This window comes from Ensifer sp. SL37 (assembly GCF_026672675.1).
Lineage (GTDB): Bacteria > Pseudomonadota > Alphaproteobacteria > Rhizobiales > Rhizobiaceae > Ensifer > Ensifer adhaerens.
This window is the reverse complement of record NZ_JAPPRN010000001.1, coordinates 774531-790815: the sequence shown is the minus strand read 5'-3', so window position 1 is coordinate 790815 and position 16285 is coordinate 774531. Positions and strand designations below refer to the sequence as shown.

Annotated in this window: 14 protein-coding genes and 1 tRNA gene; 9 read left to right on the top strand and 6 right to left on the bottom strand. The window is 64.8% G+C overall.

The features are described from left to right. Positions 1–6 precede the first annotated feature (6 nt). The 6 genes from OVA00_RS03565 to OVA00_RS03540 all read left to right on the top strand — a co-directional run bounded on the left by OVA00_RS03565 (position 7) and on the right by OVA00_RS03540 (position 8113). Positions 7–2472: a type I secretion system permease/ATPase gene (locus tag OVA00_RS03565; RefSeq protein ID WP_060517687.1), complete on the top strand. Its 2466-nt coding sequence runs from the start codon at positions 7–9 to the stop codon at positions 2470–2472. A 6-nt stretch (positions 2473–2478) separates the two neighbouring features. Continuing rightward, on the top strand, positions 2479–3819 hold the full coding sequence (locus OVA00_RS03560) for an HlyD family type I secretion periplasmic adaptor subunit (RefSeq protein WP_034787518.1): 1341 nt from the start codon (positions 2479–2481) through the stop codon (positions 3817–3819). A gap of 501 nt (positions 3820–4320) precedes the next feature. Further along, complete coding sequence (locus tag OVA00_RS03555) at positions 4321–4731, top strand: hypothetical protein (RefSeq protein WP_268088015.1); 411 nt, start codon at positions 4321–4323, stop codon at positions 4729–4731. A gap of 118 nt (positions 4732–4849) precedes the next feature. Continuing rightward, a complete protein-coding gene (locus OVA00_RS03550) occupies positions 4850–5821 on the top strand; it encodes an aldo/keto reductase (protein ID WP_060604505.1) in 972 nt (323 codons plus the stop codon). Positions 5822–5943: 122 nt separating this feature from the next. Continuing rightward, a complete protein-coding gene (locus OVA00_RS03545) occupies positions 5944–7674 on the top strand; it encodes an adenylate/guanylate cyclase domain-containing protein (RefSeq protein ID WP_090297105.1) in 1731 nt (576 codons plus the stop codon). 58 nt (positions 7675–7732) lie between these two features. Further along, complete coding sequence (locus OVA00_RS03540; protein WP_112771494.1) at positions 7733–8113, top strand: VOC family protein; 381 nt, start codon at positions 7733–7735, stop codon at positions 8111–8113. Between the two features lie 67 nt (positions 8114–8180). On the opposite strand, the gene OVA00_RS03535 is transcribed toward OVA00_RS03540, so the two are convergent. Continuing rightward, positions 8181–8606 carry an OsmC family protein gene (locus tag OVA00_RS03535; protein ID WP_060604512.1) on the bottom strand — a complete coding sequence of 142 codons (426 nt, stop codon included), beginning with the start codon at positions 8604–8606 and terminating at the stop codon, positions 8181–8183. Positions 8607–8779: 173 nt separating this feature from the next. Here OVA00_RS03535 and OVA00_RS03530 point away from each other — a divergent pair, with 173 nt between their 5' ends. After that, positions 8780–9262, top strand: coding sequence for a methyltransferase family protein (locus OVA00_RS03530; protein WP_060604515.1), 483 nt, complete (start codon positions 8780–8782; stop codon positions 9260–9262). Between the two features lie 211 nt (positions 9263–9473). Here OVA00_RS03530 and OVA00_RS03525 read toward each other — a convergent pair whose 3' ends face one another. Further along, on the bottom strand, positions 9474–9620 hold the full coding sequence (locus tag OVA00_RS03525; protein ID WP_156400696.1) for a hypothetical protein: 147 nt from the start codon (positions 9618–9620) through the stop codon (positions 9474–9476). Positions 9621–9902: 282 nt separating this feature from the next. Between OVA00_RS03525 and OVA00_RS03520 the strand changes: the two genes are divergently transcribed. After that, positions 9903–11279 carry a GntP family permease gene (locus OVA00_RS03520; protein ID WP_268088007.1) on the top strand — a complete coding sequence of 459 codons (1377 nt, stop codon included), beginning with the start codon at positions 9903–9905 and terminating at the stop codon, positions 11277–11279. Next, positions 11276–11785, top strand: a complete 510-nt coding sequence (locus tag OVA00_RS03515) for a gluconokinase (RefSeq protein ID WP_268088006.1) — start codon at positions 11276–11278, stop codon at positions 11783–11785. The genes OVA00_RS03520 and OVA00_RS03515 overlap by 4 nt, the downstream gene beginning before the upstream one ends. A gap of 136 nt (positions 11786–11921) precedes the next feature. Here OVA00_RS03515 and OVA00_RS03510 read toward each other — a convergent pair. The 4 genes from OVA00_RS03510 to fdhE form a co-directional block, all read right to left on the bottom strand. Continuing rightward, positions 11922–12017: transfer RNA gene (locus OVA00_RS03510), tRNA-Sec, on the bottom strand. After that, complete coding sequence (gene selB, locus OVA00_RS03505) at positions 12018–13922, bottom strand: selenocysteine-specific translation elongation factor (RefSeq protein ID WP_112771493.1); 1905 nt, start codon at positions 13920–13922, stop codon at positions 12018–12020. Next, positions 13919–15295, bottom strand: a complete 1377-nt coding sequence (selA, locus tag OVA00_RS03500) for an L-seryl-tRNA(Sec) selenium transferase (RefSeq protein ID WP_113080260.1) — start codon at positions 15293–15295, stop codon at positions 13919–13921. The genes selB and selA overlap by 4 nt, the downstream gene beginning before the upstream one ends. After that, positions 15295–16206, bottom strand: a complete 912-nt coding sequence (gene fdhE, locus OVA00_RS03495; protein WP_060585583.1) for a formate dehydrogenase accessory protein FdhE — start codon at positions 16204–16206, stop codon at positions 15295–15297. Before fdhE ends, selA begins: the two co-directional genes overlap by 1 nt. Between the last annotated feature and the right edge of the window lie 79 nt (positions 16207–16285).

The window sequence follows — 16285 nt, the reverse complement described above, 5'->3', positions numbered from 1 at the left end:
ATAGTCATGACCGACCGCACCAATCCGTCTCGGCCAGTGTCTGCCGAAACCGGCGCCGATGCCGCTTCGCGTGCGGAGGAAAACGGAACACGGCCGGAAGCATCCGGCGCCGACGCCGCGCGACGGCAGTTTCTGCGCAAGCTCAATCATCAGGAACACGTTCTGGACCGTGCTGTTAGGGAGATCGACGGGGTGGCGGACCAAATAAGAAGAGTGGCGGCAAACGGCGCCGGCGAGGATGGCAACTGGACCCCTTCACCCGTTTCGCCTCTTCCCGGATCGGGCGTTGCCGCAAGGCCGGTACAGATCACCGGTCCGACACCCGGCCTCGCACCGGCGCGCGCTGCTGCACCGGCCGCACCGATCGGGGTCGCGCAGGCGTCACGCGCACAGATGGGAACGCCACGGGCGGATGCCGCTGAGACGGTCAACGTCACGTCGCGGCCGTGGCCTCCAAAGACCGAGCCCGTGGCCAGACCCGAGCCGGCTCTGCGCGGCGAGGCGACGGTCGAGCGCCGCCCGTTGCAGGAGGAACCAAAGCCGGAACCCTGCATCGAAAAGCCGGTCGGAAAACCGGTTGCCTGGCCGACCGCGGAGATGAAGGAGAGATATTCGCCTTCGGGCATGGTGGTGATCGAAGCCGACCGTGGGCCGATCAAGGCCGAGCCGCGGTCGCCCGACAAGGGTGGCGGATCGTCCGACAAGGGCGGCGGCGGAGGCGGTGGAGGGGGCGTGTTCCACAAGCGCCTTGGCCCGGTCGATTTTTCGGCGAGCCTCAGCGCTGGTCTCAAGGCGATCCGGCAGAACCTGATGATCGTCATGCTGTTTACGATCGTCACCAACATCCTCGTGCTTTCGATCCCTGTCTATCTGTTCCAGATTTCGGACCGGGTGCTGACCAGCCGCTCGGTCGACACGCTGGTGATGCTGACGGCGATCATCGTCGGCGCGGTGCTGCTGCAGTCGGTTTTCGACGCCATTCGCCGCATGATCCTGATGCGCACCGCCGTGGAGGTGGCCGCGCAACTCGGCGCGCCGATCCTGAGCGCGGCAGCGAGAGCCGCCCTGCATAGCAACGGGCGCGAGTACCAGACGCTTGGCGACCTGCAGCAGCTTCGCTCCTTCCTCGTCTCCGGCACGCTGCTTTCGTTTCTCGATGCGCCGATCGCGCCGCTCTTTCTGGTGGCGGTCTTCCTCATCCATCCGCATCTCGGGATAATCGTCGTCACCTCAGCCGTTCTCCTCCTCATCGTTACGCTGTTGAACCAGAAAGCGACGGCTGCGGCGTTCGGCGAAGCGACCAATTTCCAGACCAAGGCCAACCTTCACCTCGATTCGATGTCGCGCAACTCCCAGATCATCAACGCACTGGCGATGATCCCGGAGGCCGTGCACATCTGGGGCAAGGACATGGCCGGTTCGCTCAAGGCCCAGGTGATGGCGCAGGACCGCAACATCGCCTTTGCGTCGCTGTCCAAGGCGGTGCGCCTCCTGACGCAGGTGACGATGCTCGGTTGGGGCGCCCATCTCGCCCTCAATGGCTCGCTCACCGGTGGCATGGTGATTGCGGCCTCCATCATCGCGGGCCGCGCGCTTGGACCTATCGAGGGCGCGATCGAGGGATGGAGCCAGGTCATCCAGTCGCGTGCTGCCTATGGGCGCATTTCCGCGCTGCTGAAGACGTCACCGCTCAATTTCGAACGGTTGAAGCTGCCGCGGCCCGAAGGGCGCCTTGATGTCGAGCGCCTGCTTTTCGTTCCGCAGGGCACCAAGCGCGTGGTGCTCAACGGAATTACCTTTGCGCTGGAGCCCGGCGATTCGCTTGCCGTGATCGGCAGTTCCGGTGCCGGCAAGACGACGCTCGGCAAGATGCTGGTTGGATCCATCCTGCCGACGTCGGGCAACGTCCGGCTGGATCTCATGGACCTGAGGAACTGGGACCAGCGGCAGTTCGGCGAAAGCATCGGCTACCTGCCGCAGGACGTGCAGCTGTTTCCCGGCACGATCAAGGCCAACATCGCCCGCATGCGCGAGGATGCCACCGACGCCGACATCTACGCCGCTGCCAAGCTTGCCGATGTTCACGACATGATCGCCATGCTGCCGCACGGATACGAGACCGTGGTGGCCGCCGACGGCTCGCCTCTATCGGGCGGCCAGAAGCAGCGCGTCGCCCTTGCCCGCGCCTTCTTCGGCAACCCGCGCATGGTTGTGCTCGACGAGCCCAACTCCAATCTCGATACCGCCGGCGAGGCGGCGCTGACGCGGGCGCTGACGCATGCCAAGCGTGAGAAGATCACGGTTGTCACCATCACTCAGCGACCGGCGCTTTTGAACAGCGTCGACAAGGTTCTGCTGCTCGTCAACGGCACGGTGGCGCTCTTCGGCATGCGCCAGGACGTTCTCAAGGCACTCGCTTCGCGTGGGGTGAATACCGAAGGCAACCCGCTCGAACAAAACCAGCTTCCGTAGGCGATCATGAGCGACATGGCCAAAGTACAGGATCTGACCTGGTACGCAGAGGTTCCGCGTTCAATCTGGCAGCATACGATGATCGGCCTGGTGCTGATCGTCGTGACCTTCGGCGGCTTTGGCCTTTGGGCCTTCACCGCGCCTCTGGCGGCTGCCATCATCGCCCAGGGCAGCTTTGTCGCAACCGGGCAGAACAAGGTGGTCCAGCACTTCGAAGGCGGGATCATCAAGGATATTCTGGTGAGCGAGGGCGACCGCGTAACCGTGGATCAGCCGTTGGTGCGGCTGGACGAAACGGCCGCACAAGCGAATGAGAGGCAGTATTTTCTGCGCTGGGCGCGGCTGGAGGCGATCGTCGCCCGGCTGACCGCGCAGGCGCACGGTTTGAAGCAGATCGTGCTGCCCGCGGTTCTCACGGAGCACGTCAAGAAAGATCCTGAGATTGTCCCGATCGTGCAGAGCCAGGAGCTCAATTTTCAGACCTGGAGGAGCAAGCTCGACAGCGATATCGGACTGTTGAAGCGGAATATCGAGAGCCTGGAGTTCCGCTCGCAAGGTTTTCAGGAGCAGCTGAAATCGGTGCGCGAGCAACGAGTCCTGCTCGAGGAGGAATACATCGGCAAGAAGACGCTTTTGGCCAAGGACCTGATCCGCAAGACGGAGATCAAGACCATCCAGCGCGCGATCGCCGATGCAGAGGGCCAGATTGGCCGTCTGATGTCCGAAGTCTCGGAGACCGGGTCCCAGATCCTCAAGCAGCAGCAGCAGGTCAACCAGACCGAACAGAGCTACCAAGAGGCTGCGCTCGACGAATTGCAGAAGGCCGAGGGTGAACTGGACACAGTGCGTGAACAATTGCGCGGCGCCACCAATGTGCTCCGCCGCGCGACGATCAACGCGCCGGTGACCGGCACGGTCATCAGGATGCATTTTCATACGTCCGGCGGCGTCATCGAGAGCGGCAAGCCGATCATGGAAATCCTGCCGGCCGATGTACCGCTCATCATCGAGGCGCAGGTGCTGCGCACCGACGTCGACAATATCCGGGTCGGCGAGAAGGCGACGGTGCGGCTGACCGCGCTGAACCAGCGCACGACGCCGGTCCTCAATGGGCAGGTCTTCTACGTGTCGGCGGACGCCCTGCCGGTGCAGACGCATGAGGGCACGCGCGAGGTCTACCTGGCGCGCGTCAGCCTTCCGGCAAGCGAGCTTGCAAGAGTTCACAATTTCGTCGTGACCCCCGGCATGCCGGCGGAAATTCTGATCCAGACGGCGGAGCGGACCTTTTTCGACTATCTCACCAAGCCGATCCGCGACAGCATGGCGCGCGCCTTCATGGAAAACTGACGGTTTCGCGCGGCAGAAGCGCCTACGACGTCGGAATACGGGCGGCGTGAAACCCGTTTCCGCCTGCCCGCGTTTCGCCGGCATCACCGGCCGTTCGATCGCATTTACGGCGGCTCTGGACCGATGCGCCGGTATTGCGCTGCGCGCATAGCGCATAGCTGGCTTGCGCAAAATCCGCCTACGATTTGGGCAGAAACCCTGTATATTCACCTCATCGAAGCAATGCATCTCCTCCCGCAGAGCTTCGATGCGGTGAACGATCTCCTCCTCCCATGGATCGTTCACGAGATCAGCGCCACTCCTCCTCCCAGGCTGCTGATCGATTTTTAGAGAGCCTGCCGCTCCTCCCGCGGCGGGCTCTTTTGTTTTTCGGCAGACGCTGCCGGCAATTGCGTCCTTCAAGTGTCGAATTCGTCGACGCCACGCCCCCGTGATCAACAATGCATGCCCGCGCACGGAACCAAAGTGCCCGGTTAGCGGTTACGCCTGTGGAGGTGCGTGATGTCTATCCGGCACGTGAAATCCGATCCGCAGTCGAAACCACAGCGCTGGGCGTTTCACCATGGCGCAGGGCGCCTGCGGGCAGGAGACGCGACCCGCGACGGGTCGACGACGCAGGAACGGTTGCCTCCCGTGGTCGACGCCGGCGACGGCGGCCTGGTGGCGCCGGATCTTTCGGGATCTCTCGCCCCTCATCGCAACCGGCAGCCGCCGCCGCACGACTACAGCCGTCCGGCGGTCGGTCGCGATGCGCTGGCTTCCATCCGCGACATGCGCGACGAAGACTGCAGCGGCGGGCCGATCTGGGTCGCCTTGCTCGGCGACAATACGAGCGAGGGCATGCGGCAGTTCATGGGGCTCGTGCTCGCCTTCATCTTCCTGTCGGCCGTTTTCTTCTGGTTTCTTGCCTAGGACGTATGAGGCAACAAAGCCGCCGTGGCCGTGACATTTTCCCGGTTGACGGTCGATCGCTGAAGCCTAGATAACCGGCGGTATCCCGTCCTCCTTCCCCAATGCCAGCGAGAGCGCCATGCACTACAGAACCTTCGGCCGTACGGGCCTGCGCATTTCCGAAATCGGTTACGGTGCCTGGGGCATCGGCAAGAGCCATTGGCAGGGCGCGCGCGACGACGAGTCCGCCCGCGCCCTCAACCGCGCAGTCGACCTCGGCCTCAATTTCATCGACACCGCACTCGGCTACGGCCAGGGCCACAGCGAGAAGCTGATCGGCGCCTTGCTGCGCGAGCGGTCGGAGACGATCCATGTCGCCACCAAGATCCCACCTAAGAACATGCAATGGCCGGCGCACGCCGGCACCCCGGCCGAGCAGACCTTCCCGGCCGACCACGTGATCGCCTGCACCGAGACGAGCCTGCGCAATCTCGGTGTCGAGACGATCGACGTGCAGCAGTTCCATGTGTGGTCGGACGAGTGGGTAGGCCGCGGCGACTGGCTGGAGGCTGTCGAGCGGCTGAAGCGCGACGGCAAGATCCGCTTCTTCGGCGTTTCGATCAACGACTACGAGCCGGACAATGCGCTCCGGCTGATCGAGACCGGCGTCGTCGACAGCGTGCAGGTGATCTACAACATCTTCGAGCAGGCGCCGGAAGAAAAACTGCTGCCCGCGTGCCTGAAGCACAATGTCGGCGTCATCGTCCGCGTGGCGCTCGACGAAGGTGGTCTGACCGGCCAGATCCGCGCCGATACCGTCTTTCCCGAGGGTGACTTCCGGGAAACCTACTTCCGGGGCGAGCGCAAGCGCGAGGTCGAGGAACGAACGCAGAAGATCGTCGAGGATCTGGAAATCAAGCCCGACGCACTGGCCGAGACGGCGCTGCGCTTCGTTCTCAGCCACCCGGCCGTATCGACGGTCATTCCCGGCATGCGTTCGGTGCGCAACGTCGAGCGCAACTGCGCCATCGGCGACGGTGCCGGCCTGCCGGATGCGCAGCGGGCGAAACTGACCGCCCACCGCTGGCGGCGCAACTTCTATCGGGATTGAAGCCGCCGTTTCGCCGCCTGTCATCGACGCTCCCAGGGATCTGTCGGCTGCGTGGCCGCGTCTTCAGTGCCTCGCCCGTCCGGATATGCTATCCATAGGGGTGCTGGAGCCTGGGGGCGCCGATGGAACAAAAGCTCTCCGTCATCATGGCCGCGGACGTGGTCGGCTATAGTCGGCTGATGGAGCTCGACGAGAAGGGCACGCTTGCGACCCTCATGGCTCATCGGCAGGAGCTGTGGGACGTCGCGGTCGCCGCGCATCACGGGCGCATCGTCAAGCTCATCGGTGACGGCATGCTGATGGAGTTCCGTGCCGTGGAAGACGCAGTTCTCTGCGCGGTCGAGATCCAGCGGGGAATGCAGACGAGGAACGCGGGTACGCAGCGGGATCGCCGGATCGAATTTCGCATTGGGATCAATCTCGGCGATATCCTGTTTGAAGACGGTGACGTTTACGGTGACGGCGTCAACGTGGCGGCGCGCATCGAGAGCCTCGCCAAGCCGGGTGGCATATCCGTCTCCGCCTCGGTTCACGACACGCTGGGCGGTCGCCTGGACATCCGCTTCGAAGACACGGGCGCGCAGGCGTTGAAGAACATCGGCCGCCCCGTCCACATCTACAATATCGTCATCGACGACGGCGGATCGGAGGGGGCGGCGCTGATGGCGCCACCGACACAGGAGATACGGGAAAATCCCCCCGTCAAGTCGAGCCGGACGCATCTCTATGTGTCGCGCTTTGCGAATTTGAGCGGCAATCCCGATGAGGATTATTTCGCGGCCGGCATCACGCAGGACGTCGTCGCGGCATTGTCGCGGTTCTCCGGTTTGAACGTGATCGTTCGGTTGCCGCGTCCCGAGCCGCAACCTCAGGCACGCACAACCTACTACACGCTCGAAGGCAGCGTCAGGCGCGCTGCCGACCGGGTCAGGGTCAATGCCAGTCTGACCAATGCCACTGGCGAACACATCTGGGCGGAGAAATACGATTTCGACCTTGTCGACATGTTCGATGTCCAGGACGAGTTGTCCCGTTCCATTCCGGCTGCCTTGAATGTCAAAATCGAAGAGGCCGAACGATACCGGATTCTCGCCGAGCCGCTCAAAGGATCAAGCGCCTACGATTTCTATCTGCGTGGCCGGCACATTGAAAAAAGCCTGAAACCGGATGAGGTCAGGCGGGCAAAGGAGATGTTCCTGGCCGCGGTCGACGCTGATCCAGCCTACGCCCGCGGATATCTCGGGCTGGCCTGGCTGGATATACGCAAACTGAAATGGAACGAGCGTGCCGACATGGAAGCGACGCTTGCCAGTGCCTTCGCATCGGCAAGCAAGGCTTTGGAGCTCAGTCCCTGTGACGCCGATGTTCACTGGGCGCTCGGCGTCGTCCATTTGTGGAGGGGAGAGGCAGAACGCGCCATCGGTTGTTACGAGCGTGGGCGCGAACTGGCGCCGAACAATTGCGATCTTCTTGCGGAATATTGCGATGCCCTGGGGTATCTCGGTCTGTTGGAGGACGCGATCAGGATCGGGGAACTGGCCTTGCGGCTGAACCCCAGTCGTCCGGACTGGTATTTCTGGAACATCGCGGCTGCCAGGTATCTCTCCGGCCAGTACACCGAAGCGTTGGCTCTGCTGGAGAAGATGGCCGATCTTGGTTCGGCCTACCGTTTGCTGGCGGCGACCTACGCGCAACTCGGGCGCCTTGAGGATGCACGTCGCGCCGCGGCGGAGCTCCTGAAACTCAATCCGGAATTCTCGATCGAGCGATACGGTTCCCGTGCACCCTACCGGGATAAGGCCTTGCTTGCGCGTTACGTTGAAGGATTGCGGCTGGCCGGACTGCCGGAGTGAGTTCGGAACGGCGTGAGGGAGCCGCATCGGCCGGCCGGGTTTACTTGGAGGAAAAGCAATGTCGGAAACAGTCAATGTCCGCTACATGGTCGACGACGTCGAGGCGGCGATCGCCTGGTACACGACCCACCTCGGCTTTTCGCTTCTGTCGAGCTATGCACCGGCTTTCGCAGATGTGCAGCGCGGTGCGCTGCGGCTGCTGCTGAGCGGACCGACGAGTTCGGCCGGCCGGCCGATGCCGGACGGCGAGAAGCCGGGGCCGGGCGGCTGGAACCGCGTCCATCTCCTCGTCGATGACCTCAACGCCGAAGTGGAGCGGCTGCGCCGTGCCGGCGTCATGTTCCGCAATGACATTGTCACCGGTCCCGGAGGGGCGCAGATCCTTTTGATCGATCCCTCCGGAAATGTTGTCGAACTGTTTCAGCCCGCGCGACGATAGCGACCCGCGCGCCCGCGGGTCGTCGATGCGCTCGCACCGCTGGGGATGCGAGCGCCAGGTCGGGCTCTCAGCCAGCGCTGGTGTCGACCACTTCGAAATCGTGGGTGATCGTCGCGGTCTTGGCGAGCATGGCCGAGGCCGAGCAGTATTTCTCGATCGAGAGCGAAACGGCGCGCTCGACCTTGTTGACCGCAAGTCCGCGTCCCTTGACGATGAAGTGCATGTGGATGCGGGTGAAGACGCGCGGTTCCGTCTCGGCGCGGTCGGCGTCGAGTTCGACGACGCAGTCTTCCACCGGCTCGCGGCCCTTCTCCAGAATGTGCACGACGTCATAGGCCGAGCAGCCACCGGTGCCGATCAGCACCAGTTCCATCGGGCTCGGTCCCGGGGTGCGCCCCTCTTCGCCGAAGGCGGTTCCCAATACGACTTTGTGGCCGCTACCAGACTCTCCGACGAAGGTCCGGTCTTCCACCCATTTGACGCGTGCTTTCATGTGTCTCGTCCTGTTGTAGCCATGGCATGATCACGGACCCAGACAGAGCCGATGATCCTCCGTTCACATAGCGTCTTGGAGGGTTTTCGCAAATGGCCCGCATCCTCTAAAATGGCAGCCAGCGCCATCGGTGCGGGGACGGACGGCGCGGAAACCAGACCAAAGGTGTTTTGATGAACGAGACGACGGGAAATGCGCCTGACCGTTCCGGCGCCGTGATCCATCCGCCGATCGCCTGGGTGATGTCGGTGGGCGGTGGCCTCGTGCTCGACCGGCTCTACCCGTTGCCGTTCGTGCCCGCGACCGTGCCGGACGCCCTCGTCGGCGGCATCATTTTTCTCGCCGGTCTCGCGCTTTTGATCTGGGCGGCGGTGAGCTTCAGGCGTGCGGGAACCGAAATCCAGATCCATCGCCCGACATCGGCGATTGTCGAAGCCGGTCCCTACCGCTTCACCCGCAACCCGATCTATACTGGCATGTTTCTCGGCCTGATCGGCTTTTCCATCATCTTCGACAGCCTGTGGCTGCTGATCCTGCTGGTGCCCTTCTACTTCGTCATCCGCTATGGCGTCGTGGCGCGCGAGGAGGCCTATCTTGAGCGCAAGTTCGGCGACGTCTATCGGGTCTACAAGGCGCGCGTCAGGCGCTGGCTCTGATTGCACAAATCGGCATGCTCCGCGGCGATGAAACGGGTCCGGACGTCGCGTCGCAGCACTCGCGATTTCGGGTGGATGAGTCGGCAGGCCCTCGATTGATCATAGCCGAGGCGGCTGCGCGTGTGCCTAGGGGGTATTGCCGGGATGGACTTGAACGAGCGTCCATCCCGCTGGAACACGAAAGGTGGTCTTTCGTGCAGAAGGTCGGGCCTTATCTCGGCGCTACGATCCCGTGATAGTAGTCGCCGTCACCAGCTTCATAATCGGCGGCGTAGCCGCCACCGCCACCGCCGCCGCCGCCGGTCTGGGAGCATCCGGCGAGGGCGAGAACCATTGCCAACAGGATTGTAGCGCGCATTTATTCTACCTTTCAGTTGAATGATCACGACAGAGGCTGCCGAGTTGCTGCCATACCTAACACGCCCGGTGGAGTATGATCGAGCGCGTGTGGCGATGTGTGCCTATGGCAATGCGCCGCGCCTCAAGCGCGCGATCGCCTGTCGAAGGCGATCGTTAGCGCCAGGCCACAAGCCCTTCTTCATACGGCCGTATCTCCTGTGCCCACCTCTTTCAGGTAGGTTGCTGTGAAGGGCCATAGACTATATGGCCCTTGACCTCACTTCCGGAACAAGGAGGACACATGACTTCGATCGAACCCGCCTACGGAACCGCGACGCTCCTGCTGATCGCGGCGGCAGCCGTTGGCCTGCTTCTTTTTCTTATCCTCCGGTTGCGCCTGCATGCCTTCGTCGCTCTGGTTTTGGTCAGCCTCTTGACGGCGCTGGTGACCGGCATCTCCTTCACGGACGTGGTCCCGACCCTGCTGCAGGGCTTTGGCTCGACGCTTGCCTCGGTGGCGCTGCTCGTCGGTTTTGGCGCGATGATCGGGCGGATGCTGGAGGTCTCCGGTGGCGCGCAGGTGCTCGCGGATCGGCTGATCGGCCAGTTCGGGCCTGAGCGCGCGCCTCTCGCGCTCGGAGTCGCCTCGCTGCTGTTTGGCTTTCCGATCTTCTTCGACGCCGGCCTCGTGGTCATGCTGCCGATCATTTTCAGCGTCGCAAGCCGCTTCGGCGGCTCGGTTCTGCTTTATGCGCTGCCTTCGGCAGGCGCCTTTGCGGTCATGCACGCATTCCTCCCGCCCCATCCAGGCCCGGTGGCCGCCAGCGAATTGCTGGGGGCGGATATCGGCCTGCTCGTGCTCGTCGGCCTCGTCGTGGCGCTGCCCACTTGGTATCTCGGCGGCTATCTCTTCGGCCTATGGGCAGGCAAACGCTTCGAACTGCCGGTGCCAACCCTTCTCGGGTCGCCGAACGAGGCGGCGCACGACGAAGTGCCCCCGTCTTTCGGCACGGTGATGCTGGTGCTGCTGCTGCCGCTCGTGCTGATCTTCCTCAATACCGGCCTATCGACGCTGGCCGCCGCCAAGATGATCGACGGCGGCGCATTGTGGGTCAGCATCCTGCGCATGGCCGGGCAGACGCCCGTCGCCCTGCTGATCACTGTGCTCGTCGGCATGTGGGTCCTCAGCGGCGAGCGTACGCTCAAGGACATGGAAAAGCTGATGGACGGGGCGCTAGGCCCGATCTGCGGCATCATTCTCGTTACCGGAGCCGGCGGCATGTTCGGCGGCGTGCTGCGAGCAAGCGGCATCGGCCAGGCGCTCGCCGGCAGCCTCGAGGCGATCGGCATGCCGCTGATCGTCGCCGCCTTCCTCATCTCCACGGCCCTGCGTGTGGCGCAGGGGTCGGCGACCGTGGCACTGACGACGACGGCGGGCCTTCTCGCTCCAACGGTCGCGGCAACGACGGGGCTTAGCCCCTTCGACCTGTGCTTCCTCGTGATCGCCATCGCTTGCGGCGCGACGGTGCTGAGCCATGTGAACGATTCCGGCTTCTGGCTCGTCGGCCGCTTCCTTCAGATGGATGAGCGGACGACGCTCAAGACCTGGACGGTGATGGAAACCCTGCTCGGGGTGATTGGTTTCGCCTTCGCGCTTGTGGGATGGTGGCTGCTATGAGTGAGGACCTTCAGCATATCGTGGTGATGGGCGTATCCGGCAGCGGGAAGACCACTGTCGGCGAGGCGCTGGCCGCAAGGCTCGGCTGGCGTTTTGTCGAGGGCGACAGCTTTCACCCGCCGGAGAACGTCGCCAAGATGTCCGCGGGCATTCCGCTCGACGACAATGACCGTGAACCCTGGCTGCGGGCGCTGGCCGCAGAAATTGCCAAGGACGAGGCGGCTGGCAGCCCTTCGGTGGTCGGGTGCTCGGCCCTGAAACGGTCCTATCGCGACATCCTGCGCACGGGCGCGCCGCGCGTCTGCTTCGTGCATGTGCACGGCGACCGCACCGTGCTGGCCGACCGGCTCTCGCATCGGGCGGGACACTTCTTCCCTGCTTCCCTGCTCGACACTCAGCTTGCGACCCTCGAGCCGCTCGGTCCGGACGAGGATGGCGTCGTCGTCGACGTGGCTCTTCCAACAGCTGAGCAGGTCGATCTTTCCATCCAGGGGCTGGGCAACTAGCCCAGCCGCGCTTGCGCTTCTCACATCGGGGGACAGTCGCTGTACGGCGGGGACGGGGCGTGCAATCGCGCATTGAAGGCGAAGCGATCCCTGAACGTCCGCGCATCCCGCAGCCTGAGCTCCAATGCGTGAGCGCTGGCGGAGGGGAGTGGGGGTCGAACCCACCCGGGACAGGCTCGCTGCCCCAACCGGATTTGAAGTCCGGCCGTCCCACCGGAGACGATTCCCTTCCTCAGCGCTGAAACAGGTCGCTGCGATGGGGATTTATGCGACGCAGATCTCCCCTGCGCAAGGTCAGGCCGAGCCGGTCATAGAAATCGAGGACCTCGATGGCGACCTTGCGGCCGTTGTGGACCCGGTCGCGAAAGCTGGGCGCGGTGAACCAGCCGTCTTCCGCCTGTGCCGCCACATCGAGCACGATGGCCGCCATCTCCTCAACGACCGCGCGGGCGAAAAAATGGTCGTGCGCGATCTCGTGGGTCTGCCCGAGCCTCTGGGCGAGCTTCAGCACGCGCCGTATGTCGCGCTCGTCGGCATTGAGAAGGGCCGCGAAATCGCGCACCCTCGGTGGCCGGAAGCGGCTATCGTCGACGAGGTGCGGATGGATCCGCTGCCACAGGTCCTCGTCCGGCGGCGACAGCCGAACCTCGTGGCCCGGCAGGCGCAGGAAGGCGCCGTCAAGCACGATTCGACCTGCCGCGGCTTCGTCTCGGAGGAACGCGAGGAAGCTTGTCGTCGGCAGGCGCGGTTTGAGCAGGAGCCGCAACCGTTCGCGACCGATGCCGGCAAGCTCCGGGTTTTCTGCGTGGAAGGCTGTGAGTGTGTCAGTCAGGTTCGCCCGCAACCCGTCCGCTGCTGCGGACGAGAGCGCGTGGTCGCCGATGGTCCTCGCCCCGGCGGCAATCAGCAGCCCGGAAAGCGTGTCCTCGCCCAGGCCACGGTCGCGCAGGAAGGCCGCAAGCTCGATCGGTGCTAGGTCGGATAGGGCGGAAAGGGTCGCTGCCGGGTCCTCGTTGCCAGAAGCGGTAAGCAAGGCCAGGCGCTCCGGCGTGCCACGCTTTCGCGCCGGCGGGCGCAGATCGAGAAAACGGCCACCGCCGATGGTCCGGATGGCCGAGGTGTCGCGCAGGATGAAGCGGTCGCCGATGGTCGCGGCGATGGGGCGGTCGAGGACCAGTTGCACGAGGCCTTGTGTCTCGGGATCGAGCGGGCCGGCAAGAGGCACGATCCGCGCACCGACCTCTGTCGCATGGGTGTACAAGCGTGCGGGAAACCAGATGCCGATCGGCTTGGCCTCCGAGGCAAGCACGCGGACCTCCGCGTCGATCCGGTCCGTCGGTGCATGCAGTGCCGGGGCGAGGACCACGTCGCCGCGCCGGATCGCGTCCTTCGTCACCCGTTCGCCGGCGATATTCAGCGCGCAGCGTTGGCCGGCAAGCCCCTCCGCTGCTTTCCGGTTCTGCGCATGGATCCCGCGTATACGGGCGGTCAGGCCGGACGGACTGACCGTGACGCTATCGTCGAGCTTCGCACGGCCGCCGAGCACCATGCCGGTCACGACCGTGCCGGCGCCCGCAAGCGTGAAACTGCGATCGACGGCAAAGCGCAGCAGGCCGGCATCGTTGCGTGCGGCGGTTTCCGCTTCGGCGGCGGCGAGCCCCGCGCGCAGGACCTCGATGCCTTCGCCGGTAAGGGCGGAGACGGCAAGGATGGGCGCCTTTTCCAGACCGGTGCCGGCGAGGGCGGTCTGGATCTCCGCGGTTACCTCCGCGCGCCGCTCAGGCCCGGCCAGATCGGCCTTGGTGAGCGCGACGAAACCTCTGGTGATGCCGAGCAGGTCGAGGATCGCGAGATGCTCGCGCGTCTGCGGCATGACGCCGTCGTCGGCTGCGACCACCAGCAGCGCGAAATCGATACCGCCAGCGCCGGCAAGCATCGTATGGATCAGCCGCTCATGACCCGGCACGTCAACGAAGCCGGTGACCGTCCCGCCGCCGAGGTCGGCATAGGCAAAACCGAGGTCGATGGTGATGCCGCGGGCTTTTTCCTCGGCAAGGCGGTCGGCGTCCGTGCCGGTCAGGGCCTTCACCAACGCCGTCTTGCCGTGGTCGATATGCCCTGCCGTCCCGACGATCATAGTGCTGCCAGGGCCGCGATGAGCATCTCGTCGCTTTCCAGGCAACGCAGATCGAGGACCAGCGCGCCATCACGGATATGGCCGACGACCGGGATCGGCAGGGCGCGAAGCCGTGCGGAAAGCCGTTCCGGCGCGTCGCCGCCGCTGCCTGTCAGCCGCAGGCCGGCGCTCGGGATCGTATCGACCGGCAAGGCGCCGGAGCCGACCTGGCTCTGGCACGTGCAAGCTGCTGCCGAATAGCCGTGCGGCTTGAGCAGCGCATCGATTGCCGGAGCGAGACGGGCCGCCTGTGCGCCGATGTCGGCCTCCGGTCGGGAAAGAAAGCGCAGCGTCGGCAGCCGCTCCTTAAGCCGATCGGGATCGCGATAGAGCTTCAGTGTCGCTTCGAGCGCGGCAATGCGGATCTTGTCGAGACGAACGGCGCGTTTGAGCGGATTGCGGTTGATGGCGGCGATGAGATCGCGCCGACCGACCACGAAGCCCGCCTGGGGCCCGCCGAGCAGCTTGTCGCCCGAAAACGTGACGAGATCCGCGCCTTCGGCGACGGCTTCCGCCACCGTGGGCTCGCGTCGCAATCCGAAGATGGAGAGATCGATGAGTGAGCCCGAGCCGAGGTCGTTCAAGAGCGGCACACCGGCCTTGCGGGCAATCTCGGCCAGTCTTGGCGCCGGCACCTCGGCGGTAAACCCTTCGATCCGGTAGTTGGAGGTATGGACCTTGAGGATGACGCCGGTCTCAGGCCCGATCGCGCCCTCATAGTCACGCGGATGGGTGCGGTTGGTGGTGCCGACCTCCACCAGCCTGGCGCCGGCGCGGGCCATGATGTCGGGCATGCGGAAGGCGCCGCCGATTTCGATCAGTTCGCCGCGCGAGACGATCGCCTCGCGTCCGTCGGCCAGGGTATTGAGCGCAATCAGCACGGCGGCGGCATTGTTGTTGACGATTGTGGCGTCCTCGGCGCCGGTCAGTTCGCAGAGCAGGCCACGCAGATGATCGTCGCGCTGACCACGCCCGCCGCCGTCAAGGTCGAACTCCAGCGCCAGCGGGTTGGCCATCGCGGCGGTTGCGGCGCTGACGGCTTCTTCGGCCAGGATGGCGCGGCCGAGATTGGTGTGCAGCACGGTGCCCGTGAGGTTGATGAGCGGGCGAAGGGCGGAGCGGGCGGCGGCCGCCAGCTCCTCGGCGACGCGGCGCGGTAGGTCGGCCGCAAGCGTTGCCCCATCGTCGCCCGCACGGATTTTTTCCCGCGCGATCTCAAGCCCGGCGCGGACGGCGGTGACGACGGCGAGACGGCCATGTTCTTCCGTCAGCGCCAGTCCCTCTGGCGAGGTCAGCATCTGGTCGACCGAGGGAAGCACGCGAAAATCCTGCATCAATACCCCGCGAGATAGGGGTTGAAGCCACCGCGGCGAAACTCGGTCTCCTTCATCAGGATATCGAGGCCAAGGCTGCCGACGTCGTCGGCGATCGGCTCCAGGCTCGGGTTTTTCACCTGGTAGAAGATCTTGACCCAGGCATGGCATTCCCGACAGGTCTCAGCCTTTACCGTCGCCTCCGAGGTCTCGACCGAACGATAGCTGATGCCCTTGGTCGAACCGCAACAGAGGCACTTCACCCGCACCTCGTTCCATTGCGTGGCGCAGCAGGCGCAGGCGGCATAGCGCACGTTCTCGACGCCCTGCGTACCCACGACCGACGACGTCGCCGGCCGGCCGCCGCAGGCGGGACAGACGCCGAGGCTGACAGGGACGAGCGCTTCCGCATCGAGCGTCGCGGCGAGCCGCGCCATGTGCACCTGCACCGCGGCCGCGACGAAGAGATGGGGAGCGGCGCTGTCTTCCGGAACCCGATCCGATAGGATGTTGGCGAGCAACCAGTGCCGGTCGCCGTCCTCTGCTGCGCGTACCGCATCGAGCGCCAGGCGGGCGGGGTCGGGCATGGCGAGATCGGCAGCGCCTTCGAGAAGCGCGTCGAGGGTTGCGGAAAGGCCGGGGTCATCGACAAGCGCCATTCGGTCGAACGGCGGCATGGCGGCGCGTGCGGCCTCGGCGAGGCGCGCCGATGTGGGCGCCGCGACGGGCGGAAGGGTCACGACCAAGCGAGCCTGAAGTTTGGAGAGCGCCGCGAGGAAGGTGAGATACGGCGCAAGCGCGTTGCTTTCGGCGAGAAACGCGAAGCGGCGCGCGCGTGTCTGGAATAGTTTGACCGGCTCGGGCAGGAAAGCCAGCGGCGGTTTCGGCACGCCGCCAATGAGGGAGGGATCGGGTTGTACGTCTTCTGCCATCGCATCTCCGGCGATCCGACAGAGACGCCGGATCAAGCAGCATTCACGGTGCTACAGCGACCTTTGCGCGCCTGACAGG